Source organism: Pseudaquabacterium terrae, from assembly GCF_013266755.1.
GTDB classification, from domain to species: Bacteria; Pseudomonadota; Gammaproteobacteria; order Burkholderiales; family Burkholderiaceae_C; genus Pseudaquabacterium; species Pseudaquabacterium terrae.
On the sequence record NZ_JABRWJ010000005.1, the window covers coordinates 433,103 to 454,617 of the forward strand.

At 71.5% G+C, this 21,515-nt stretch carries 18 protein-coding genes; 8 read left to right on the forward strand and 10 right to left on the reverse strand.

The features are described 5' to 3' along the window. Positions 1 to 14: 14 nt before the first annotated feature. Positions 15 to 1,043: a VWA domain-containing protein gene (locus HLB44_RS18000; protein WP_173125028.1), complete on the forward strand. Its 1,029-nt coding sequence runs from the start codon at positions 15 to 17 to the stop codon at positions 1,041 to 1,043. Positions 1,044 to 1,134: 91 nt separating this feature from the next. Next, positions 1,135 to 1,818: a PEP-CTERM sorting domain-containing protein gene (locus HLB44_RS18005; protein ID WP_173125030.1), complete on the forward strand. Its 684-nt coding sequence runs from the start codon at positions 1,135 to 1,137 to the stop codon at positions 1,816 to 1,818. Positions 1,819 to 2,061: 243 nt separating this feature from the next. Here HLB44_RS18005 and lolD read toward each other — a convergent pair whose 3' ends face one another. Together lolD and HLB44_RS18015 are read right to left on the reverse strand one after the other, a co-directional pair. Then, positions 2,062 to 2,748, reverse strand: a complete 687-nt coding sequence (gene lolD, locus HLB44_RS18010; protein WP_173125032.1) for a lipoprotein-releasing ABC transporter ATP-binding protein LolD — start codon at positions 2,746 to 2,748, stop codon at positions 2,062 to 2,064. Next, positions 2,741 to 3,997 carry a lipoprotein-releasing ABC transporter permease subunit gene (locus tag HLB44_RS18015; RefSeq protein ID WP_173125034.1) on the reverse strand — a complete coding sequence of 419 codons (1,257 nt, stop codon included), beginning with the start codon at positions 3,995 to 3,997 and terminating at the stop codon, positions 2,741 to 2,743. The genes lolD and HLB44_RS18015 overlap by 8 nt, the downstream gene beginning before the upstream one ends. A gap of 24 nt (positions 3,998 to 4,021) precedes the next feature. Between HLB44_RS18015 and HLB44_RS18020 the strand changes: the two genes are divergently transcribed. From HLB44_RS18020 to HLB44_RS18035, 4 genes are all read left to right on the forward strand, one after another. Beyond that, complete coding sequence (locus HLB44_RS18020; protein WP_217283709.1) at positions 4,022 to 4,942, forward strand: hypothetical protein; 921 nt, start codon at positions 4,022 to 4,024, stop codon at positions 4,940 to 4,942. Then, a complete protein-coding gene (gene recJ / locus HLB44_RS18025; RefSeq protein WP_173125036.1) occupies positions 4,939 to 6,687 on the forward strand; it encodes a single-stranded-DNA-specific exonuclease RecJ in 1,749 nt (582 codons plus the stop codon). The genes HLB44_RS18020 and recJ overlap by 4 nt, the downstream gene beginning before the upstream one ends. Positions 6,688 to 6,760: 73 nt before the next feature. Next, positions 6,761 to 7,066: a hypothetical protein gene (locus HLB44_RS18030; protein ID WP_173125038.1), complete on the forward strand. Its 306-nt coding sequence runs from the start codon at positions 6,761 to 6,763 to the stop codon at positions 7,064 to 7,066. Next, positions 7,063 to 7,521 (forward strand): type II toxin-antitoxin system VapC family toxin, encoded by a 459-nt coding sequence (locus HLB44_RS18035; RefSeq protein ID WP_173125040.1) that lies wholly within the window; start codon positions 7,063 to 7,065, stop codon positions 7,519 to 7,521. The genes HLB44_RS18030 and HLB44_RS18035 overlap by 4 nt, the downstream gene beginning before the upstream one ends. 19 nt (positions 7,522 to 7,540) lie before the next feature. Here HLB44_RS18035 and HLB44_RS18040 read toward each other — a convergent pair whose 3' ends face one another. Further along, a complete protein-coding gene (locus HLB44_RS18040; RefSeq protein ID WP_173125042.1) occupies positions 7,541 to 9,022 on the reverse strand; it encodes an aminotransferase-like domain-containing protein in 1,482 nt (493 codons plus the stop codon). Positions 9,023 to 9,175: 153 nt separating this feature from the next. Here HLB44_RS18040 and arfB point away from each other — a divergent pair, with 153 nt between their 5' ends. After that, a complete protein-coding gene (arfB, locus tag HLB44_RS18045; RefSeq protein WP_173125044.1) occupies positions 9,176 to 9,574 on the forward strand; it encodes an alternative ribosome rescue aminoacyl-tRNA hydrolase ArfB in 399 nt (132 codons plus the stop codon). A gap of 10 nt (positions 9,575 to 9,584) precedes the next feature. Here arfB and HLB44_RS18050 read toward each other — a convergent pair whose 3' ends face one another. The 3 genes from HLB44_RS18050 to HLB44_RS18060 all read right to left on the reverse strand — a co-directional run bounded on the left by HLB44_RS18050 (position 9,585) and on the right by HLB44_RS18060 (position 16,399). Then, complete coding sequence (locus HLB44_RS18050; protein WP_173125046.1) at positions 9,585 to 10,520, reverse strand: diguanylate cyclase; 936 nt, start codon at positions 10,518 to 10,520, stop codon at positions 9,585 to 9,587. Between the two features lie 26 nt (positions 10,521 to 10,546). Then, a complete protein-coding gene (locus tag HLB44_RS18055) occupies positions 10,547 to 15,313 on the reverse strand; it encodes a CHASE domain-containing protein (RefSeq protein ID WP_173125048.1) in 4,767 nt (1,588 codons plus the stop codon). Positions 15,314 to 15,421: 108 nt separating this feature from the next. Next, positions 15,422 to 16,399, reverse strand: a complete 978-nt coding sequence (locus HLB44_RS18060; RefSeq protein WP_173125050.1) for an ABC transporter substrate-binding protein — start codon at positions 16,397 to 16,399, stop codon at positions 15,422 to 15,424. A gap of 161 nt (positions 16,400 to 16,560) precedes the next feature. On the opposite strand from HLB44_RS18060, the gene HLB44_RS18065 reads away from it, so the two are divergent. Beyond that, positions 16,561 to 17,409: a UDP-2,3-diacylglucosamine diphosphatase gene (locus HLB44_RS18065; protein WP_173125052.1), complete on the forward strand. Its 849-nt coding sequence runs from the start codon at positions 16,561 to 16,563 to the stop codon at positions 17,407 to 17,409. Here HLB44_RS18065 and HLB44_RS18070 read toward each other — a convergent pair. The 4 genes from HLB44_RS18070 to asd are packed head-to-tail and all read right to left on the reverse strand — an operon-like array spanning position 17,384 to position 21,504. Further along, positions 17,384 to 17,992, reverse strand: coding sequence for a pyridoxamine 5'-phosphate oxidase family protein (locus HLB44_RS18070; protein ID WP_173125054.1), 609 nt, complete (start codon positions 17,990 to 17,992; stop codon positions 17,384 to 17,386). The two genes, HLB44_RS18065 and HLB44_RS18070, sit on opposite strands and share 26 nt — an antisense overlap. Positions 17,993 to 18,014: 22 nt before the next feature. After that, positions 18,015 to 19,397: a UDP-glucose dehydrogenase family protein gene (locus HLB44_RS18075; protein ID WP_173125056.1), complete on the reverse strand. Its 1,383-nt coding sequence runs from the start codon at positions 19,395 to 19,397 to the stop codon at positions 18,015 to 18,017. After that, the gene (locus HLB44_RS18080; protein WP_173125058.1) at positions 19,394 to 20,566 is read right to left on the reverse strand and encodes an MGDG synthase family glycosyltransferase; all 1,173 of its coding nucleotides are present in this window, start codon (positions 20,564 to 20,566) and stop codon (positions 19,394 to 19,396) included. The genes HLB44_RS18075 and HLB44_RS18080 overlap by 4 nt, the downstream gene beginning before the upstream one ends. Beyond that, on the reverse strand, positions 20,566 to 21,504 hold the full coding sequence (asd, locus tag HLB44_RS18085) for an archaetidylserine decarboxylase (protein ID WP_173125060.1): 939 nt from the start codon (positions 21,502 to 21,504) through the stop codon (positions 20,566 to 20,568). The genes HLB44_RS18080 and asd overlap by 1 nt, the downstream gene beginning before the upstream one ends. Between the last annotated feature and the right edge of the window lie 11 nt (positions 21,505 to 21,515).

Below are 21,515 nucleotides of genomic sequence, written 5' to 3' on the forward strand. Positions count from 1 at the left end.
CGAGGAATGCGGACATGACTTTCCAATGGCAAGAGTTGCTGTGGCTGCTGCTGCTGCTGCCGGCATTGGTGTTGCTGTACCTGTGGCTGCTGCACCGGCGCAAGAAGACGGCTGTGCGCTTCGCCAGCGTCGCGCTGGTCAAGCAGGCGCTCGGCAAGGGCCCGGGCTGGCGCCGCCACGTGCCACCGCTGCTGCTGCTGACCGCACTCACCGCGCTGCTGCTGGCCACCGCGCGGCCGATGGCGGTGCTGAAGCTGCCGTCGAACCAGGAAACCATCATCCTGGCGATGGACGTCTCCGGCAGCATGCGTGCGGCCGATGTGCAGCCGAACCGGCTGGTGGCCTCGCAGGAGGCGGCCAAGACCTTCGTCGCCGGGCTGCCGCGCAGCGTGCGCATCGGCGTCGTCTCGTTCGCCGGCACCGCCGCGGTCGTGCAGGCGCCGACCTTCAGCCGCGAAGACGTGGTCGCGGCGATCGACCGCTTCCAGTTGCAGCGCGGCACAGCGATCGGCTCGGGCATCGTGCTGTCGCTGGCCACGCTGTTCCCGGAAGACGGCATCGACCTGTCGCAGATCACCGGTGCGCGCGCGATGCCGCCGTCACCCGGCGACAAGCCGAAGAAGGTGATCACGCCGGTCGAGCCGGGCTCGTACAGCTCGGCGGCGATCATCCTGCTCACCGACGGCCAGCGCACCACCGGCCCCGACCCGATGGAAGCCGCGAAGATGGCCGCCGAGCGCGGCGTGCGCGTCTACACGGTGGGCATCGGCACCAAGAACGGCGAGATCATCGGCTTCGAAGGCTGGAGCATGCGCGTGCGGCTCGACGAGGAGACGCTGAAGTCGATCGCTGCGTTCACGCGCGCGAACTACTTCTACGCCGGCACCGCCGAGGACCTGAAGCAGGTCTACCACGGCCTGTCGAGCCGGCTCGTCGTCGAGACCAAGGAGACCGAGGTCACCGCCCTCTTCGCCGCCGTCGGCGCGGCGATCGCGGTGCTGGCGGCGGGACTGAGCGTGTGGTGGTTCGGGCGGGTGATGTAGCTACAAACGATACGCACGCCGCGGCGCGCTGCAACGCCGCTGCGACCCCGGCGCGGAACACTGCGGGCATTCCAACCCGAAGAACCCCGCCATGCCCCGCTCGTTCCGCGAACGTTATCTCCGCCCGCTGCTGATCGATGCCGTCTGGTTCGCCGGACTCTGCGCCGCGCTGCTGGTGCCCTCGGCCGGCCGCGCCGCGATGATCAGCCAGACGATCAGCTTCGAAAGCATCGACCCGTTCGGCAGCTTCACCGACGGCAGCTTCACCACCGGCGGCTGGAGCAGCGCATTCCCGGTCAACAACATCGCCGGCGTCGAGCGCTTCTACGTCACCTTCAACTCGACCGATGCGGCCTACCTGGCGCAGCAGGGCCCGCTCGGCGGCGTGCCGTGGATCGAGTTCGGCTACCGCGACGACTCGTCGGCGCGGCATGCCTTCGCCTCGATGGGCTTGTTCAACCACACCGTCTCGTTCGGCGCCGAGAACCCGGGCCATTTCGCGCTGCTGAAGACCTTGCTTGCCGACGGTGAGCTGGTCGTGGCACCCGGCGGCTACGAGAACTTCGCGGACCACACCGACAACTTCAGCTTCGGCCCGACCTCGACGCTGACGCTGAGCTTCGAGCTGCCCGGCGGCGGCGGCTCCACCGTGCCCGGCAACCACGTGCCGGAGCCGGCCACGGCCGCGCTGGTGCTCGCGGCGCTGGGCGTTGCGGCCGCCTCGCGCCGGCGCTATGTGGGGCACAGCACAGACGGGGCGGCAGCCAGCGCGTAAAAGGCGCAGCATCACCGTCCTCGAAAGCCTCCCTTGTCGAATTGCATCGCAGCCCACAAGCACAGAACCCGACTCCATGTCCTGCGGGACCGCTTGAAGCGCGCCGTGCGCGACCAGAAGCGCGGATTGGCCGGCGCCGCGGAGCGGGTCGCCGCCCACCGCGCGAAGCGGTCGGAATACCGCGCCGCGCATCCGTAGGCGTCAATAGCCCGCAGCGCGGCCAGCGCCGCCGGGGGATGCCGCTCAGCCGACCAGCCGCCCCTGCTCCAGCTTCAGCGCGCGATCGCAGCGCGCCGCGAGCCCCGGATCGTGCGTCACCAGCACGAACGCGGTGCCGCGCTCGCGCGCCAGCGACAGCATCAGCGCGAACACCGCGTCGGCGCTGCCGCGGTCCAAGTTGCCGGTCGGCTCGTCGGCCAGCACGCAGGCCGGCTGCGCGACCAGCGCGCGGGCGATCGCCACGCGCTGGCGCTCGCCGCCGGAGAGCTCGGACGGGCGATGCTCGACGCGCGCACCGAGGCCGACGCGGTCGAGCATGCGCTGCGCCGCCTGGCGCGCCGCGGGCACCGTCTCGCGCCGGATGCGCAGCGGCATTCCGACGTTGTCGAGCGCGGTGAATTCCGGCAGCAGATGATGGAACTGGTAGACGAAGCCGAGCTGCCGGTTGCGCCACTGGCCGAGCGTGGCCGCGTCCATTGAATGCAAGAACTTGCCCATCAGCTCGACGCGGCCGGCGCTCGGCGCATCCAGCCCGCCGAGCAGGTGCAGCAGCGTGCTCTTGCCCGAGCCCGACGCACCGACGATCGCCAGCGTCTCGCCGGCATGCACCTGCAGGTCGATGCCCTGCAGCACCGGCACGTCGAGGCCACCTTCGCTGAAGCGTTTGGTCAGGCCCTGGCAGCTCAGCACGACTTCCGCGGCCTCACTCATAACGCAGGGCCTCGGCCGGGTTGACGCGGCTGGCGCGCCAGCTCGGATACAGCGTCGCCGCGAAGGCGAGCACGAGCGAGATGATGCCGATCGGCATCACGTCGGCCATCTGCGGATCGCTGGGCATGCGGCTGATCAGGTAGATGCTGCCGGGCAGGAAGCTGACGCCGAGCGCACGCTCGATCGCCGGCACGATGACATCGATGTTCACCGCCACCAGCAGCCCGAGGCCGACGCCGGCCAGCGTGCCGATGATGCCGCTGGTCGCCCCCTGCACGACGAAGATGCCCATCACCGAGCGCGGGCTGGCGCCCAGCGTGCGCAGGATCGCGATGTCGGCGCGCTTGTCGGTCACCGTCATCACCAGCGTCGACACCAGGTTGAACGCGGCCACCGCGACGATCAGCGTCAGGATGATGAACATCATGCGTTTCTCGATCTGCACCGCGTCGTACCAGTTGCGGTTGACGCGCGTCCAGTCGCGCACGGTCAGCCCGGGGCCGATCGAGCCCGCCAGCTCGTAGCCCACGTCGCGCGCCGCGTTCACGTCGTCGAGCTTGAGCTGCACGCCGCTCGGGCCTTCGAGGCGATAGAGCTTCGCGGCATCGTCGACATGGATCAGTGCGAGGCCGCTGTCGTATTCGTAGTGGCCGGCCTCGAAGGTGCCGGCGACGGTGAAGCTCTTCATGCGCGGCACCACGCCGGCCGGCGTGACCTGCCCGCCGGGCGCAAGGATCGTCACCTGGTCACCTTCGCGCACGCGCAGCTGGCGCGCGAGCTCGATGCCGAGCACGATGCGCCACGCGCCCGGCTCGAGCTTGGCGAGCACGGTGTCGCGCAGCTTGGCGGCGATGTCGGTGACCTTGGCCTCCTCGGCCGGCAGGATGCCGCGCACGATCGCGCCGCGCATCTCGTCGCCGCGGGCGATCAGCGACTGCGCGGCGATGAAGGGCGCCGCGCCGACCACGCGCTTGTTCTGCGCCGCCTTCGCGGCGGTGGCGCGCCAGTCCGGCAGCGCGGCGCCATCGCGATCGAAGACCTCGACGTGCGAGATCACCGCCAGCATGCGGCTGCGCACTTCCTTCTGGAAACCGTTCATCACGCTGAGCACGATGATCAGTGCCGCGACGCCGAGCGCGATGCCGGCGACCGAGACGCCGGAGATGAACGAGATGAAGCCGTTGCGCCGGCCGGCGCGGCCCGAGCGCGTGTAGCGCCAGCCGATCTGCCACTCGTAGGGCCAGTTCATGCGGAATTGATAATCGCTGTCTTCATGCACCTCATCGTACCTTTTGCCGCCGTGCCGTCCGACGCTGGCCGCCAGGCGCTGCACGACCTGCCGCTGCCGCAACTCGAACGCCTGCTCGCGCGGCTGCAGCCGGCGCCGGTGGATGCCGGCGACGAGCTCGCGCTATCGCCACCGCATGAACGGGCGCTCGCCCAAGCGCTCGGCTGGCCGGTGATCGACGGCAAGCTGCCCTGGGCCGCGCGCCTCGCGGCGGCGCAAGGCCTGCCCACCGGCGACCACGCCTGGGGCCTGCTGACGCCGCTGCACCTGCAGGTCGGAACCGAGCAGGTGTCGATGACCGACCCGGCATCGCTGCAGCTCGACGAGGCGGCCTCGCGCGAGCTGCTCGACATCGTGCGGCCACTGCTCGAGACCGAAGGCTTCACGCTGCACTGGGCCGCGCCGCTGCAGTGGCTGGCCACGCACCCGGTCTTCGACGGCCTGGCCACCGCGTCGCTCGACCGCGTGGTCGGCCGCAACATCGATCCCTGGTTGCCGGACCGGCGCGCCGCGCGGCTGATCCGCCGCATCGAGAACGAAGTGCAGATGCTGCTGTACACGCATCCGCTGAACGACCGCCGCGAAGCGGCCGGGCTGCCGAGCGTCAATTCGTTCTGGGCCAGCGGCTGCGGCCGTGCATTGCCAGAGGCCGCGCCGGCGCCGATCGTCGACGACCGCTTGCGCGCACCGGCGCTCGGCGAGGACTGGATCGCCTGGCGCGAAGCCTGGCAACAGCTCGAGGCCGGCCCGGTCGCCGCGCTGGCACGCCACGACGGTCCGGTGACGCTGACGCTGTGCGGCGAGCGCGCCGCGCAGGCCTTCGAGACCGGTTCGCCCAGCCTCTGGGAACGCGTCTCGTCGACCTGGCGCCGGCCCGCGCTGCACACGATCCTGGAAGCACTGTGACCTCGCCAACACTCAAAGTACGCGACGTGCCGCCGCGGCTGGCCTTCGCGCTCGAGCAGGCCGGCGTGCATCCGCTGCTCGCGCGCCTGTTCGCCGCGCGTGGCGTGCGCTCGCACGACGACCTCGACGACGGCCTCGGCCGCCTGCTGCCGCCCGATACGCTCAAGGGCGCCGCCGCCGCCGCCGCGCTGCTGGCCGATGCGATCGAGGCGCGCCGGCGCATCTGCGTCGTCGCCGACTACGACTGCGACGGCGCCACCGCCTGCGCCGTCGCGGTCAAGGGCCTGGCGCTGCTCGGTGCTTCCAGGGACTTGCTGTGTTATGTCGTGCCGGACCGCCAGGTGCACGGCTATGGCCTGACGCCGGCGATCGTCGACCTGGCGCGCGCGCTGCAGCCGGCGCTGCTGGTGACGGTGGACAACGGCATCGCCAGCGAGGCCGGCGTCGCGCATGCGCGTGCCCACGGGCTGCAGGTGCTGATCACCGACCACCACCTGCCGGCTTTGTTCGACGGCCTGCCGCGGCTGCCGGATGCCGACGTGATCGTCAATCCGAACCAGCCGGACTGCGGCTTCCCGAGCAAGGCGCTGGCCGGCGTCGGCGTGATGTTCTACGTGCTGCTCGGCACGCGCGCCGAGCTGCGCCGGCGCGGCCGCTTCGATGCGACGAACCAGCCGCGCCTCGATGCGCTGCTCGACCTGGTCGCGCTCGGCACCGTGGCCGACGTCGTCAAGCTCGACGACAACAACCGCCGGCTCGTCGCGCAGGGCCTGAAGCGCATCCGCGCCGGCCGCATGCAGCCGGGGCTGGCGGCCCTCTTCAGCGCCGCCGGGCGTGCACCGCAGCGCGCATCGGCCTTCGACTTCGGCTACGCCGTGGGCCCGCGCATCAATGCCGCCGGCCGGCTGGCCGACATGACGCTGGGCATCGAATGCCTGCTGACCGACGACCCGGCGCGCGCCGCAGAGCTGGCCGCGCAACTGGACGCGATCAACCGCGAGCGCCGCGAGGTCGAGGCCGGCATGCGCGAGCAGGCCGAGGCGCTGCTGGCCTGCCGCATGCCCGACGATGGCGTCGCCGCCGTCGCAGTGCCGCCGGCGCTGGTGCTCTACGACGCCGAGTTCCACGAGGGCGTCGTCGGCATCGTCGCCGGCCGGCTGAAGGATCGGCTGCACCGGCCGACCTTCGTCTTCGCGCGCGGCAGCGACGGGCTGCTGAAGGGCTCCGGCCGCTCAATCGCCGGCTTCCACCTGCGTGATGCGCTGGACCTCGTCAGCAAGCGCCACCCCGGCGTGCTGCGCAAGTTCGGCGGCCACGCGATGGCCGCCGGCTGCACCATCGCTGAAAGCCATTTCGCCACCTTCGACGCTGCGCTGCAGCAGGTCGCGCGCGAGACGCTGCAGCCCGAGGCGATGAATCGCACGCTGGCCCACGACGGGCCGCTGCCGATCGAATACTTCTGCGCCGACACCGTCGAGCGCATCGATGCGCAGGTCTGGGGCCAGGGCTTCGAGGCGCCGATCTTCTGCGACGAGGTCGACGTGCTGCAGCAGCGCCTGGTCGGCGAGAAGCACCTGAAGCTGCGCGTGCGCTCCGCGGCCGGCGCGAACGGTCCGATCCGCGACGCGATCTGGTTCGGCCACACCGAACCGCTGCCCGAGCGCGTGCGGCTGGCCTACCGGCTCAGCCTCGACGAGTTCCAGGGCCAGCAGCGGCTGCAGATGGTGGTCGAGGCGGCGGGTTGAGCCCGCGCGAGGGCTCGGCGCGGCGAACGGCGATCCTGTATTATTCGATGTAATACAACACCCGAGAACGCCCATGCGCACCATCTCGATCCGCCTCGACGAGCGAACCGACACCCTGCTCGCCGCCTACTGTGAGCGCCATGGCGTCACGCAGACCGGCGCGCTGAAGGCCGCGATCGAGCAGTTGGCTCGGGCCCCCGCGCCATCGCCCGCCGACCTGGCCGAGCAGATGGGCCTGATCGGTGCCTTCCGCAGCGCCGAGGGCGACCTCGCCGCGCAGCACTCGGCGCGCATCAAGGAGCGATTGCGCGCCAAGGGGCACAGTGAATCGATGGCCGTGCCGACGCCGCGGCGGTCGCCGGCGCCGAAGACTCGATGACCGCCGAGCCCAGGCGCCTGCTCGTCGACACGGGTCCGCTGGTCGCCTGGATCGACGCGGCCGACGGGCATCATGCGACGGTGCGCGCCTTCATGGACCGTTTCGAGGGTGAACTGATCAGCACCTGGCCGGTGCTCACCGAGGTTTGTCATCTGCTCCCCGAACACCTCGTCTCCAAATTCGTGCGATGGGTCGGTTGCGGCGGCATGACGATGATCGACCTGCCCGGCTCGGCAGCCATCGTCCTGGCGGACCGCATGGACAAGTACGCCGACCTGCCGATGGATCTGGCCGACGCCTCGCTGATCTGGGTGGCCGAGTCGACCGGCGTGCTGGACATCCTGACGACGGACCGGCGTGACTTCGGCATCTACCGCACGGAGCGCGGCAAGGCCTTGCGCAACGCGCTCGACGCCAAAGCCGCCTCCGGGCTGCGGCGCCGACCCACGCGTTGACGCCGGCGGGCGGGCCCTCTCAAGCCTCGGCCGCCGCGCGCCGCTCGCCGCGCCGGACCGGCGCCGGCCGCTCGGCCAGCCGCGTGACGATCTGGCCCAGACGCCGCATCGCCGCGTCGAGCGCCGGCGACCACGGGTCGCCGTACTGCAGCCGGATGAAGTGGTCGAAGCGGCGGCTGGTGCTGAAGGCCGCGCCGGGCGCGACGCCGATGTGCTCCAGCCGCGCCAGCGCGAAGACCTCGCGCGAATCGACGTGGCGCGGCAGCTCGACCCACATCAAGAGCCCGCCCTGCGGCATCGACAGGCGGCAGCCGACGGGGAAATAACGCGCTATCGCATCGGCCATGCGAAGTGCCTGCGACTTCAGCGCCGCGCGCAGCCGGCGCAGGTGGTGGTCGTAGCCGCCGTCGCGGATGAACTGCGCCAGCACCTCCTGCTGCAGCATCGGGCAGGCCACCGAGGTGCGCATCTTCAGCGCCTGCACCTTCAGGAAGTGCCGCCCCGGCGCAACCCAGCCGATGCGGTAGCCGGGCGCGACCGTCTTCGTGAACGCCGAGCACAGCATCACGTCGCCGGTCTCGTCGAAGTGCTTCAACACCGGCGGCCGCTGCTCGTCGAAATGCAGCTCGCCGTAGATGTCGCTCTCGATGACCGTGATGCCGCGCTCGGCCATCATCGCCACCAGCCGCCGCTTGTGCTCCACCGGCATCAGGCTGCCGGTCGGGTTCGGGTAGTTCGGCAGCAGGATGCAGGCCTTCACGGCGCCGGGCGTCTGCGTCGCGAAGTCCAGCGCTTCCAGCGACAGCCCGGTGCGCGGATGGCTCGGGATCTCCAGCACCTTCAGCCCCAGGCTCTCGTTGACCTGCAGCAGGTGGAAGTAGGTCGGCGACTCCATCAGGATGGTGTCGCCGCTGGACGCGACCGAGCGCAGCGCGAGGTAGATCGCCTCCAGCCCGCCGTTGGTGATGACGATCTCGTCGGGCCGCAGCTGCACGCCCGAGTTCACCGCGCGGCGCGCGATCTCGTGGCGCAGCGCGGCGCTGCCGGTCATGTGGTAGCCGGAGGCGAATTCCGGATGGCGCCGGTTGACGGTGGCCAGCAAGTGCTGCAGCTTGGCCTCGGGCAGCAGCTCGCGCGCCGGCGCGGCATGGAAGCGCGGCAGCGCCTGCGGGTCGTCGACGATGTACAGGAACTCCTGCAGCACCTGGTCGATGTTGACGAAGGAGGCGCCATCCATGCGCAGGTCGAGCTGCGGCTCGGGCAGCTGCGGCGGGGCGCCGGCGACGAAGTAGCCCGACTTCGGCCGCGCCTGCACGACGCCGCGGTTCTCCAGCCAGCGGTAGGCCTGCAGCGCGGTGCTCATGCTGACGCGGTGCTGCTGGCTCAGCGCGCGCACGGAAGGCAGCCGGTCGCCGGTGCGCAGCGCGCCGCTGGCGATCGCACGTTCGAGCTGGGCCCCGATCGTCTGGTACAGCGGCGGCGGGGGGCTGCTCTGGTCCATGAAAGCATTGTGACGGTCGGCGCCGCATCTGTACCAGCACAGAGCCTGCAGACCGTGTGCGGCACAGAATGCAGGGATGGTCAGCCCCCAGCTCACTTCGTTCGCGGCCCCCGAGGGGCGCTCAGTGCCCTTCGGGCGGCCGGGCGGGCACTGATGCGCCTGACCATCCACGAGCACGAAGTCGACTGGACGGCGATCCGCGCGCAGGGCGCCGGCGGCCAGAACGTCAACAAGGTGTCGAGCGCGGTGCAACTGCGCTTCGACATCGAAGCCTCGTCGCTGCCTGAAGCCGTGAAGGCGCGCCTGCGCGCGCTGCCCGATCAGCGCATCGGCACCGATGGCGTGATCGTCATCAAGGCGCAGACGCAGCGCAGCCAGCCACGCAACCTGGCCGAGGCGATGGCGCGGCTGCAGGCGCTGGTCGACAGCGTCGCGCAGGCGCCGCGCAAGCGCATCGCCACCAAGCCGACGCTCGGCTCGAAGCGGCGGCGCATCGAGGCCAAGGTGCAGCGCGGAAAACTGAAGGCCGAGCGCGGTCGACCGAACGAATGAGCTCCGCCCGTCAGCGCGTCGGCACGGCGTCGCTCGGAATGCCCGCGGCGCAGGCGCGGCCGCGGCCGCTGCGCTTGGCTTCGTAGAGTTGCTCGTCGGCGCAGCGCAGCAGCTCGGCCGGGTCGTCGCCCGGTTTGGGCGTCTGCGCCGCGACACCCAGGCTGATCGTCATCACGCCGTCGAGCGGCGAATGCGGATGCTCGATGGCCAGGTCGTGCACCGCGCGGCCGAGCCGCCGCGCCACTTCGAGCGCCCCGGCGGTGTCGGTGTCGGGCAGGATGCAGGCGAACTCCTCGCCGCCGTAGCGCGCCATCCGGTCGCCCGGCCGCGCCAGCCCGGCCGCGATGCCGCGCGCAACGCGCTGCAGCGCGTGGTCGCCGGCAAGGTGGCCGTAGTGGTCGTTGTAGGGCTTGAAGGCATCGACGTCGATCATGATCAGCGCGATCGAGCGGCCCTCGCGCAGCGCGCGGCGCCACTCGGCGCCGAAGTGCTCGTCGAAGAAGCGGCGGTTCGGCACGCCGGTCAGCGGGTCGACCAGCGCGAGCTGGCGCAGCAGGTCGGACTGCTGCTTCAGCACCAGGTGCGTGCGCACGCGCGCGCGCACCACCGCCGGGTGGATCGGCTTGGTGATGAAGTCGACCGCGCCGAGCTCCAGGCCGCGCGCCTCGTCGGCCTCGCTGGTCAGGCCGGTGACGAAGATCACCGGGATCTGGCGCGTCGCCTCGTCGGCCTGCAGGCGGCGGCAGACCTCGAGGCCGTCGATGCCGTCCATCACGATGTCCAACAGCACCAGGTCGGGCAGCTTGTCGCGCGCCAGGGCCAGCGCCTGCGCACCGTTCGTCGCCACCAGGATCTGGTGCTCGTCGGCGAGCGCCTGGTACAGCGCCTGCACGTTCGCGGGCTGGTCGTCGACGACCAGCAGACGCGATCGAAGGGGTGCGTGCATGCCTGCAGTGTGAATGAAAACGAAGCTCATGTGCCGAGTGCGTCGGCCAGTTGATCACAGGCGCGCAGCGCGGCATCGAAGTCGAGGCTGGCCATCGCCGCGCCGAGCGGCTCGAGCTCGGTCTCCCAGCCGCGCCGCAGCTGCCGCTGCAGCTCGGCGAACACGTCGGTGGCGGCCATGTCCGATTCGCGCAGCAGCGCGGCCAGCGGCCGCAGCCGCGCGAGCAGCGCGGCGGCGTCGCGGGCCGGGGCGGCCGAGCCCGGCGCGGCGGCCGCGGACATCGCGGCGTCGAGCCGGTCGGCGACAACGCGCAGATCGGCGGCGGCCTGCACGGTCACCGCGTCCAGGTGCTCGAACACGTCGGCCGCGGCCGGCACCGTGGCCAGCGCACGCTCGGCCTCGGCCGCGGCCTGCGACAGCCGCAGCGCGCCGAGCGTCGCCGCCAGGCCCTTCAGCGAATGGGCGAAGCGCCGCGCGTCGTCCCAGCGTTCTTCGCCGAGCAGCGTTTGCAGCTGCGCCATGCGGCGCGCCAGGTCGTCGGCGAACGGGCGCGTCGAGCGCACCCAGATGTCGCGCCGGCCGCCGAGCCGGCGCAGCGCACCGGCCAGGTCGATGCCGCGGGACATGGCGTCGGCGAGCACGTCGGGCGGCTCTGGCGGCGCGACGTTCGACGGCGCCGGCGGCGCCCCTGCCGCCTGTGGCAGCGGCGCCCCCGCCGCGTGCGACAGCAGCGCACGCAGCTTGCGCACCAGCTCATCGATCTCGACCGGCTTGCCGACGTGGTCGTCCATGCCGGCCTCGAGGCAGGCCTCGCGGTCGCCGGCCATGGTGTTGGCGGTCATCGCGACGATCGGCAGCCGCGTCAGCCCGAGCCGGCCACGGATCGCGCGCGCGGCGCCGAAGCCGTCCATCACCGGCATCTGCAGGTCCATCAGCACCGCATCGAACGGCGGCGCCGCCGCGGCGACCGCGGCGACACCTTGGGCGCCGTCGTCGGCCAGCACGACGCTGGCGCCCTCGGATTCGAGCAGCTCCTGAGCGATCTGCCGGTTGTAGGCGTTGTCCTCGACGACCAGCAGCCGCAGCCCGCCGAGCCGGGCAGCATCAGCGGCAGCAGGCCCCTGCAGCGTCGGCAGCGCCGGCAGCTTCGAGGGCGCCGGCGGCGCGACCGCGCAGGGCAGGTTCAGCGCGAAGCTGAAGCGGCTGCCGGCGCCGAGCCGGCTTTCGAGGCGGATCTGCCCGCCCATCATCTCGACCAGCCGCTGGCAGATCGACAGGCCGAGGCCGGTGCCGCCGAAGCGCCGCGTCGTCGAGGCTTCGGCCTGCGAGAAGACGCTGAAGATGTGCTGCTGCTGCTCGGGCGCGATGCCGATGCCGGTGTCGCTGATGCTGAACTCGATCTGCGCGTCGGCGGCGGTCTGCGCCAGCACGCGCACCGCGACGACCACCTCGCCGTCGCTGGTGAACTTGATCGCGTTGCCGGCCAGGTTGACGAGGATCTGCTGCAGCCGCAGGTCGTCGCCGACCAGCAGTGCCGGCGTGGCCGGGTCGACGTCGAAGCGCAGCGCGATCGGCTTGTCGTTGAGCGTGCCGGAGAGGATCACGCCCAGGTCGTCGAGCAGCTCGCCGAGCCGGAACGGCCGCGGGTCGAGCTCGAGCTTGCCGGCCTCGACCTTCGAGAAGTCGAGGATGTCGTTGAGCAGGCCGAGCAGCGCGCGCGCGGCCCGTTCGGACTTGCCGGCGTAGTCGAGCTGGCGCGGCGTCAGCCCGGTGTTGCGCAGCAGGCTCAGCATGCCGAGGATGGCGTTCATCGGCGTGCGGATCTCGTGGCTCATGTTGGCCAGGAAGCGGCTCTTCGCGAGGCTGGCGTGCTCGGCCTCGTCACGCGCGATCGTCAGCGCGTGGTTGGTCTCGCGCAGCTGCTCCTCGGCTTCCTTGACGAAGCTGATGTCCAGCGTCAGTGCGTAGAAGCCGCGCACCGCGCCGTCGCGCGCATCGGGAATCATGTGCGTCAGCACGTGGCGGCGGCGGCCGTCGGCGCCGGGCTCCTCGCGCTCGAAGCTGCGCGTCTCGCCGCGCAGCACGGCCTCGACGATCGGCTCGCTCGACTGCGCGCGCTCGGCGCCCAGTACCTCGGCCGCGGTGCAGCCGGCGCGCTCGGCGAGCGTGCCGCCGAAGCGCTCGAAGAATGCGCGGTTGCCGAACACCAGGCGCCGGTGGTGGTCCCAGTAGGCGATGCGGCCGGGCATGTTGTCGGTCACCAGCCGCATCAGGTGCTCGCTGTCGCGCAGCCGGGCCTCGGCGCGCTTGCGCTCGTGGATGTCGGTGAAGGTGGTGATGAAGCCGCCGCCGGGCATCGGCGCACCGCGCACGTCCAGCGGCAGGCCATTCGGCCGCACGCGTTCGAACTGGTACGAGCGGCTGCCCTTGGCGCGCTGCATCAGCGCCGCCACCGTGGCTTCGACGTTGCCGCTGCCGTCGTACTCGCCGCGCTCGGCGTTGAAGCGGACCAGGCTGTCGTAGCTGGGCGGCGGCCCGTCGAAGAGCCGGTCGGGCAGCCCGAGCAGGCTGCGGAACTGGCTGTTGTGCCGCACCAGCTTCAGCTCGCCATCGAACACGCTCAGGCCGCAGGGCAGGTTCTCGAGGATCGCCTGCATCATCGTCACGTTGCTGCGCAGCTCGGCATCGGCCAACTTGGCGGCGGTGATGTCCATGTGCGTGCCGGCCAGCCACTCGGGCCGGCCATCGGCGCTGCGCGTCGAGATGCGCCCGCGCGACAGCACCCAGATCCAGCGGCCGTCGCGGTGGCGCAGGCGCAGCTCGCAGTCGTAGGACTCGAGCTCGCCGGCCAGGTGGCGGTCGCGGTTGCGCATCGCCACAGGCAGGTCGTCCGGGTGCACCAGCGCGGCCCAGGCGGCGTGATCGATCGGTGTCAGCTCGGCGAGTTGGTAGCCCAGCATGCCGGCCCAGCGTTCGTTGACCAGCGTCTCGCCGGTCTGCGCGTTCCACTCCCAGGTGCCGACGTCGGTGCCGCGCAGGATCGCGTCGAGCCGCTGGCGTTCGCGCGCCAGCGCGTGCGTGGCGGCTTCGAGCTGCTCGTTGGCGCGCCGCTTGTCGGTGATGTCGCTGCCGATCTCCATGAAGCCGGTCAGCGTGCCGTGCGCATCGTGCAGCGGCTGCACCTCGGTGTCGACCCAGTACTCGCGGCCGTCGCGTGTGCGGTTGAGGATCTCGACACGGCAGGCGCGGCCGTGTGCCGCGGCCTCGCGCAGCGCTTCACGCACCGCCGGATCGCCGGTTTCGCTGGACAGCAGGTCCGCCGGCGTACGGCCCTGCGCCGCGGCCAGGTCGTAGCCGCTGAGCCGCGTGAAGCCCTCGTTGATCCAGACGATGCGCAGCTCGCGGTCGGTGATGATGACCGCGTTCTGTGTGTGCCGCACCACCTGCGCCAGCCGGTCGAGATCGGCCGTCATGCGCTCGGCCAGCGTCTGCGCGCGCAGCCGCGCCGCCGACAGCGACCACACCGCCAGCGCTGCGACCAGGCTCAGCAGCGCGCCGCCGGCAGCTGCGTAGACGGCCGGCCGCCGATCGATCGTCGCCTCGAAGGCCGGCGTGCTGGACAGCCGCAAGGTCAGCAGCCGGCCGCCGATGACCAGCTGGCGCACGCTGGTCAGCCAGCGGCCGGCGTAACTCTGGGCATCGATGCGGTCACGGCGCTGGTGGTCGATCTGGCCGAGGTGGCCGTCGGTGTCGAAGACGACCTGCGCGAGCGTGCTGCCGTCGCCGTTGAAGAGCTCGAAGTCCAGCGCGCCGTCGGCCTCGTGGGCGACGCCGCTGAGCAGGTCGGCCGCCTGCAGCGGCGCATAGAACAGGCCCAGCAGCGCGGCGCGGCGCTGCTCGGGCGTGCCCGGCTCGCTGCCGTTGCGGTAGACCGGCAGCAGGAAGAGGAAGCCGGGCACCGGCCGCTGCGTCAGCGTCACCGCGCCGGTCAGCGTGGCTTCGCCGCTGTCGATGGCGCGCTCGATCGCCTCGCGCCGCACCGGCTCGGTGGCGAAGTCGACGCCCCAGCTGCGGAAGTTGTCGGCCATCGGCTCGACGTACTTGACGACGTACAGCTGCGGCGCGCTGCCGCCGCCGTGCACCGAAAACTCCGGCGCGCCGTCGCGCCGCTCGGCGGCGACGAACGCGCCCAGCTGCTCGCGGCCGACGCGCTCGATGAAGCCGACGCCGGCGACGCCGGGAAAAGCCGTGGTGATCGCACGCGCGCCGACGTAGGCGCGGAACTGCGCCCGGTCCAGCGTGCCCGTGGCGGCCAGCATCGCGCTGGCGCCGCGCAGGCCGTGCAGCGGCTGGCGGAAGCGGCGCTGCACCTCGGCCTCCAGCCGCTCGACATAGCGGTCGAAGCGGCTGCGCGCTTCGTCGTCGATCTGCGTGTTCATCCAGCCGACGACGGTGGCGGTCGCCGCCAGGCCGACGAGCTGCGCGGCGGCGGTCATCGCGATCGCACGGCGGCGCCGCCGCTGGCGCTCGGCGACGGTGGGCGCGCTGCGCTGCCCGGGCAGCATCGACGGCCGCCAGCTCGCCGCCTGGCGCATCGTCTGCATGCAGCGCCAGTAGACCGCCGGGGCGGCCAGCACGACCAGCGCGGCGGCGTTCGCCAGCCCGGCCCGCCAGCCGGCCAGCTGCGGCAGCAGCCGCGTGCCGAAGGCGACGACGATCAGCTCGGCCAGCGCAACGATGGCGAGCGTCTCCGCCAGCAAGCGGATCGGAAGGTGGCCGGGCTTGGTAGTCACTGCTGAGTTCGCACGCAGCTTCGATTGTTCGGCCACCGAAGCGGCCGCCAGCCGCGGAACAACCCGACTATATTGCGCTTATTCGCACTTTTGCTGACACCGAGCGGGTCAGCGCGGCGCGACGGCCGCGGGCGAAACCCGCTGCAACAGCCGCGGCTCGACCAGCCGCGCCAGGCCGCCGCTCCCGGCCTCGGCAGGGGCAAGGCCCTCGCGCACCGCCCAGCGTGCCTGCGCGGTCATCGTCGGCAACAGCGTCGCGTCCAGGCGCAGCCGGTAGTCGTGCTCGCCGAGGAAGCGGGCCGCGTCGGCCGGCAGCATGCCGAGCCGCGTGGCGAGGATCTGCGTGGCCCGGGCCGGCTCGTCGGCGATGTACTGCTGGGCCCGCAGCAGCGCGCGCAGCAGGCGCAGCAGCGACTCCTCCTTTTCGCGCAGCACGCGCTGCGTGCCGGCGAGCACGAAGTGCTGCGTGTAGATGCTGGGGTTCGGCAGCTCGATCGCATCGTCGCGCAGCTCGCGCTGCGCCTGCGCGGCGAGCGGCTCCCAGATCACGATCGCATCCACCGCGCCGCTCTGCAGCGCGCCGGCCAGCTGCTCCGGCGCCATCGACTGCATGCGCACCGGCCCGACGCCGTGGTGCTGCAGCCAGGCGGCGAGGAAATACTGCGCCGAGGTGCCGCCGACCGTGCCGACGCGCTTGTCGGCCAGGTCGGCCGGCTGCGTGATGCCGGCGCTGCGGCGCGCCACCAGCTTGATCTGGTGCGCCGAAGTGCTGATCGAGCCCAGGATCGCCAGGTCGCCCCGCGCGCCGGCGGCGGACATCACGACCGCCAGCTCGGCGGCCGTCGCGACATCGGCCAGCCCATCGCTGACCAGCCCCAGGCAGGCGCGGCCGCTGGCGCAGTTGACGGTGCGCACGTCGGCGCCCTCGTCGGCGAAATAGCGCCGCGCCTCGGCGACATACACCAGCAGCGAGACCCCGCCCCGCGATACGGCCAAGGTGAGCGGCTGCCGCCCGGCGGCTTGGGACGCGCCGGCGAGCAACAGCAGGGCGAGTGCGGCGAGGCAGGAACGCAGGCAGGGGAACATGCGGGACGGGCGCGGCACAGGGCCATCGTGCAGTAACCAGCGAGCGGCCATTGTCACGCCGCGACGGGAGGGCGTGGCCCTGGCGTTGACCCGCGCCGGTTCATCGAGCCGTCACGCGCGGGTCACGCCAGCGTTGCATGCGGGCTGCAGCATGGTGAGCCATGCACCGCGACCTGCCCGTCACCGCCGAAGAAGACCTCGTGCCGCCGGAGCGCCGCCGCCGCGTGCGCACCGTGTGGATCTCGGACCTGCACCTGGGCACGCCCGGCTGCCAGGCCCAGGCACTGCTGACCTTCCTGAAGGAAGTCGAGTGCGAGACGCTGTTCCTCGTCGGCGACATCATCGACGGCTGGCAGCTGCGGCGCGCGTGGTACTGGCCGCAATCGCACAACGACGTCGTGCAGAAACTGCTGCGCAAGGCGCGCAAGGGCACGCGGGTGATCTTCGTGCCCGGCAACCACGACGAGTTCGCGCGCCGCTTCGTGCAGCACAACTTCGGCGGCGTCGAGGTCGTCGAGGACTGGATCCACGAGACCGCCGACGGCCGCCGGTTGTGGATCACGCACGGCGATCTGTTCGACGGGGTGATCCAGTGCGCCAAGTGGCTCGCGCACCTGGGCGACACGCTGTACGAGTTCACGCTGAAGCTCAACCGCCACCTGAATTCGGTGCGCGCGCGCCTCGGGCTGCCGTACTGGAGCCTGTCGAAGTACCTGAAGCTGAAGGTCAAGCGCGCGGTCAGCTACGTCAGCGATTTCGAGACCGCGGTCGCGCGCGAGGCGCGCCGCCGCGGCGTGCACGGTGTCGTCTGCGGCCACATCCACCATGCCGAGATACGCGACATCGAGGGCGTGCTGTACTGCAACGACGGCGACTGGGTCGAGAGCCTGACGGCACTCGTCGAGCATGCCGACGGCCGGCTCGAGATCCTCGATTGGTCGCAGCAGGCGCGCGCGCTTCAGCCGCAGCGGCAGCCCGCGGCGATCAGAGATCCGGCGCATAGCGCCTGAGCATCTCCTCGCGGGTTTCCGGGGCCACGCTCAGGCCACCCGCCTGGTCGGCAATCATCTGGCCGATCGTCGGCAGTGCGGCCCGATCGACGAGCGCCGCCGGGTCCCACAGCTTCGAGCGCATGAAGGCCTTGGCGCAGTGCAGGTAGGCGGCCTCGACGGTGACGCGCACGACCAGTTTCGGCGCACGCCGTTCGGTGGTGCAGGCGGCGATGTCGGCCGCGGCTAAGGACAGCACGGCGCGGCCGTTGATCCGCAGCGTCTCGTCGAAGCCCGGGATCAGGAACAGCAGGCCCACCTGACCGGTGGCGAGGATGTTCTCGAAGGAATCGAGCCGGTTGTTGCCCGGCGCATCGGGGATCAGCAGGTCGCCGGACTCGGTGACCTGGACGAAACCGGGCTCGCCGCCGCGCGGTGACGCGTCCATCTGGTGCGCGCTGTTCGAGGTGGCGAGCACGAAGAACGGCGACAGCGCGATGAAGCGGCGGCAGTGCGGGTCGAGGAAGCTGATCTGCTTCTTCACCGCGCGCTCCCCGGGCGCGGCGTAGAGCTGGCGGAGGGCGGCGGGTGAGTCGATGTTCATCGACCCGATTCTGAACGACGGGTCAGACGGCAAGCGCCGCCGCCGGCGCAAGCGGCACCGCGGCATCGGCGCCAGCCGTGCGCGCGCCACGCCCGATGCCGTGGTATTCGAAGCCGAGCTCGCGCATCTGCGCCGGGTCCCAGAGGTTGCGGCCGTCGAAGAGCACCGGCTCGCGCAGCGCGGCTTTCAGCGCGTCGAAGTCGGGGCTGCGGAACTCGCGCCACTCGGTCAGCAGCAGCAGCGCCGAAGCGCCGCGCACCGCATCGAGCGGCGTGTCGGCGAGCGTGAAGCCCTCGCGCCCGCGCCACAGCGCCGCGGCTTTCGGCATCGCCACCGGATCGAAGGCCACCACCTGCGCGCCGCGCTCGAGCAGCGCGTCGACCACCGTCAGGCTCGGCGCCTCGCGCAGGTCGTCGGTGCCGGGCTTGAACGCCAGGCCCCAGAGCGCGAACACGTGGCCGCGCAGGTCGCTGCCGAAACGCGCCTCGACACGATCGGACAACAGCGCGCGCTGGCGCTGGTTGATGCGCAGCACCGACTGCAACAGCGACAGCGGCTGGCCGGCCTCGGCGCCGGTGCGCAGCAGCGCGCGCACGTCCTTCGGGAAACACGAGCCGCCCCAGCCGCAGCCGGCGTACAGGAAGTGCGTGCCGATGCGCGGATCGCTGCCGATGCCGTGGCGCACCTGCTCGATGTCGGCGCCCAGCGCCTCGGCCAGCAGCGCCAGCTCGTTCATGAAGCTGATGCGGGTGGCCAGCATCGCGTTGGCCGCGTACTTCGTCAGCTCGGCGCTGCGCACGTCCATGATCAGCAGGCGATCGCGGTTGCGCACGAACGGCGCGTACACCGCGCGCAGCAGCAGCCCGGCCTGCTCGTCGTCGCAGCCGAGCACGATGCGGTCGGGCCGCATGAAATCGTCGATCGCCGCGCCCTCCTTCAGGAACTCGGGGTTCGAGACCACCGCGTACGGCAGCGGCGTGCCGCGCGCCTTCAGCTCGTGGGCGATCGCCGCGTGCACGCGGTCGGCGGTACCGACCGGCACGGTGCTCTTGTCGACCACCACCTTGTAGTCGCGCATGTGGCGGCCGACGGTGGTCGCCGCGGCGAGCACGTGCGCCAGGTCGGCCGAGCCGTCCTCGGCCGGCGGCGTGCCGACGGCGATGAAGACCAGCGTCGCATGCGCGACCGCGGCAGCGGCATCGGTGGTGAACTCGAGCCGGCCGGCGGCGACATTGCGCTGCAGCAGCCCATCGAGCCCGGGCTCGTGGATCGGCACGCCGCCGGCGTTCAGCAGCGCGATGCGGTCCTTGTCGACGTCGACGCACACCACGCCGTTGCCCATCTCGGCCAGGCAGGCCGCCGTGACCAGGCCGACGTAGCCGGCGCCAAATACGGTGATCTTCATCGTGCCTCCAGCAAATCCAGGGTGTGCATCGGTGGCCGCTCATCCTGCGCGTCAGCGAGCTGCCGCGCCAGGAGGGCCGTCACCTCGTAGACCGCGCGGTTGCGCACGCGGCCGACGCGGGTCTTCAATTCGGGCAACTCGTCGAGCAGCGCCTGCACCGCCGGCTGCATGCGCCGGAAGCCGGGCAGCACGTGGCCGATGCCGAGCTCGCGCACCCACTCGGTGTTGAAGCGTTCCTGCGGCATCGTCCAGGCGTTGCGCACGGTCAGCACCGGCAGCCCCATCTGCACCGCTTCGCTCAGGCTGCCGGGGCCCGGCTTGCCGATGAAGAAGTCGCCCAGCGCGAGCACGCGCGGCACCTCGGGCGTGAAGCCCAGCACCAGGCGCGGCGCCTCGGCCGGCAGCCGGCGCAGCCGCTCGGCCAGGCGTTCGTTGTGGCCGCACATCAGGATCAGCGGCAGCGCCGGCAGCTGGCGCGCGATGTTCACCATCACCTGCGAGCCCTGGCCGCCGAACGAGACGACGCCCACCGGGGCCTCGGCCGGCAAACCGTGCCCGAGGCGCAGCACGGCCCGGGCCGCCGGCTCGAGCGGCGGGCGGTGGAAATCGGGCCGCAGCATCATTCCGGAGACCAGCGACAGCTGTTCGTCGGGGTAGCCCTGCGCACGCGCCTGCTCGAGCGCGCGCGGCGTGCCGCAGACGATGTGCTGCTGCAGTCCGGGGTCGACCCAGAACGACGGCGGCAGGTCCGCGAGATCGGTCATCACGGTGACGAAGGGCACGCCGGGCAAGCTGCTCGCGACGCTGCGCTGCAGCACGCGGTTGAAGTTCGGCACCAGCGAGACGACCAGGTCCGGCTCCGTCGCCGCCCAGTGCTGCTGCAGCGTCTTCAACAGGCTCGCGTGCGACAGGCGGATCAGGCCCTGCAGCAGCTTCAGCTCCTGCGCCATGCCGAGCGTCCAGCCGCGCTTCAGGCGCTGGTTGTAGAAGTCCTCGGGCGCCAGCCCGGTCAGCTTGCGCAGCCGCGACTGCGGGTCGAGCACCTCGAACAGGTTGACCAGCTCGACGCGCCACGGCCGGCCCTCTTCCTGAATGGCGGCTTGCAAGGCTTGCGCCGCGGCGCGGTGGCCGCCGCCGGCATTGCAGTAGATCAGTGCGACGGTCTGCATCAGCCGCGATGCTCGGGGTCGGCGGTGACCGCGCTGTGACCGCTCGATGGCGTTGCTGCGACAGAAGTCGGCGCGCGTCGCAGCAGAGCCTCGCCCATGCGCACGCGGGTGCCCGTGCCGATGCCCTCGGCCAGCGCGAAGCCGCGGGGCGCGAAAACGATGACCGTCGAGCCGTGCTGGAACCAGCCGAGCTCGTCGCCCTTGCGATAACGCGCATCGCACGCGTGCTCGGTCGGGCCGCTGTAGTCGATGTGCAACAGCTCGTCGAGGCAGTGCAGCCGGATGCTGGCGACAAGGATCGCCGCCACGGCGACCATCGCCACGGGCGGTGAATCGTCGCCATCGAGCCGGCACTGCAGCACCGCGCGCTCGTTGCGGCAGAACAGCCGCTCGATGCGCTTGAGCGCGATCGGGTTGACGTTCCAGGTGTCGCCGGCGAGGTAACGCACGTGCTCGATGCGGCAGTCGGCCGGCGCATGGAAGCGGTGGTACATCGCCGAGGTCAGCCGCAGCGTGATGAACGTGCCATCGCGGTAGGGCTCGGCCGCCGCCTGCGAGCCGAACAGCTCGACCGCCGAATACGGAAATCCCTTGGCCTGGAACACCTGCGTGCCCTCGACCGGCCCGCAGGCGCCGACGATGCCGTCGCACGGGCTGCACAGGATCGCCGGGTCGGGCTCGATCGGCCGCACGCCGGCCTTGAGCTCGCGGATGAAGCACTCATGCAGGCTGGCGAAGCGCTGCTGCTTCGCCTCGCGCAGGTCGAGCTCGGTGAACAGGCGCCAGACGCCGATCAGCAGCGCTGCGATCCACGGCTGGCGGATGCGGCTCAGGCGCCCGACCAGGCGTGTCGCCACATGGCGCGGCACGCGGTTGGTCAGCAGGAAATTCAGGTCCTCCTGCAGCAGCAGGCGGTCGCGCAAGGTCTTGAGGTTCATGGTGGTGTCAA

Bases quoted from the DNA above. Each gene is read 5' to 3' on its own strand.
- HLB44_RS18040 (WP_173125042.1), bottom strand. From the start codon at position 9,022: ATGGACCAGAGCAGCCCCCCGCCGCCGCTGTACCAGACGATCGGGGCC.
- HLB44_RS18030 (WP_173125038.1), top strand. From the start codon at position 6,761: ATGCGCACCATCTCGATCCGCCTCGACGAGCGAACCGACACCCTGCTC.
- HLB44_RS18000 (WP_173125028.1), top strand. From the start codon at position 15: ATGACTTTCCAATGGCAAGAGTTGCTGTGGCTGCTGCTGCTGCTGCCG.
- HLB44_RS18065 (WP_173125052.1), top strand. From the start codon at position 16,561: ATGCACCGCGACCTGCCCGTCACCGCCGAAGAAGACCTCGTGCCGCCG.
- HLB44_RS18015 (WP_173125034.1), bottom strand. From the start codon at position 3,997: ATGAACTGGCCCTACGAGTGGCAGATCGGCTGGCGCTACACGCGCTCG.
- lolD (WP_173125032.1), bottom strand. From the start codon at position 2,748: ATGAGTGAGGCCGCGGAAGTCGTGCTGAGCTGCCAGGGCCTGACCAAA.
- HLB44_RS18020 (WP_217283709.1), top strand. From the start codon at position 4,022: ATGCACCTCATCGTACCTTTTGCCGCCGTGCCGTCCGACGCTGGCCGC.
- HLB44_RS18035 (WP_173125040.1), top strand. From the start codon at position 7,063: ATGACCGCCGAGCCCAGGCGCCTGCTCGTCGACACGGGTCCGCTGGTC.
- HLB44_RS18075 (WP_173125056.1), bottom strand. From the start codon at position 19,397: ATGAAGATCACCGTATTTGGCGCCGGCTACGTCGGCCTGGTCACGGCG.
- arfB (WP_173125044.1), top strand. From the start codon at position 9,176: ATGCGCCTGACCATCCACGAGCACGAAGTCGACTGGACGGCGATCCGC.
- asd (WP_173125060.1), bottom strand. From the start codon at position 21,504: ATGAACCTCAAGACCTTGCGCGACCGCCTGCTGCTGCAGGAGGACCTG.
- HLB44_RS18080 (WP_173125058.1), bottom strand. From the start codon at position 20,566: ATGCAGACCGTCGCACTGATCTACTGCAATGCCGGCGGCGGCCACCGC.
- HLB44_RS18005 (WP_173125030.1), top strand. From the start codon at position 1,135: ATGCCCCGCTCGTTCCGCGAACGTTATCTCCGCCCGCTGCTGATCGAT.
- HLB44_RS18070 (WP_173125054.1), bottom strand. From the start codon at position 17,992: ATGAACATCGACTCACCCGCCGCCCTCCGCCAGCTCTACGCCGCGCCC.
- HLB44_RS18060 (WP_173125050.1), bottom strand. From the start codon at position 16,399: ATGTTCCCCTGCCTGCGTTCCTGCCTCGCCGCACTCGCCCTGCTGTTG.
- HLB44_RS18050 (WP_173125046.1), bottom strand. From the start codon at position 10,520: ATGCACGCACCCCTTCGATCGCGTCTGCTGGTCGTCGACGACCAGCCC.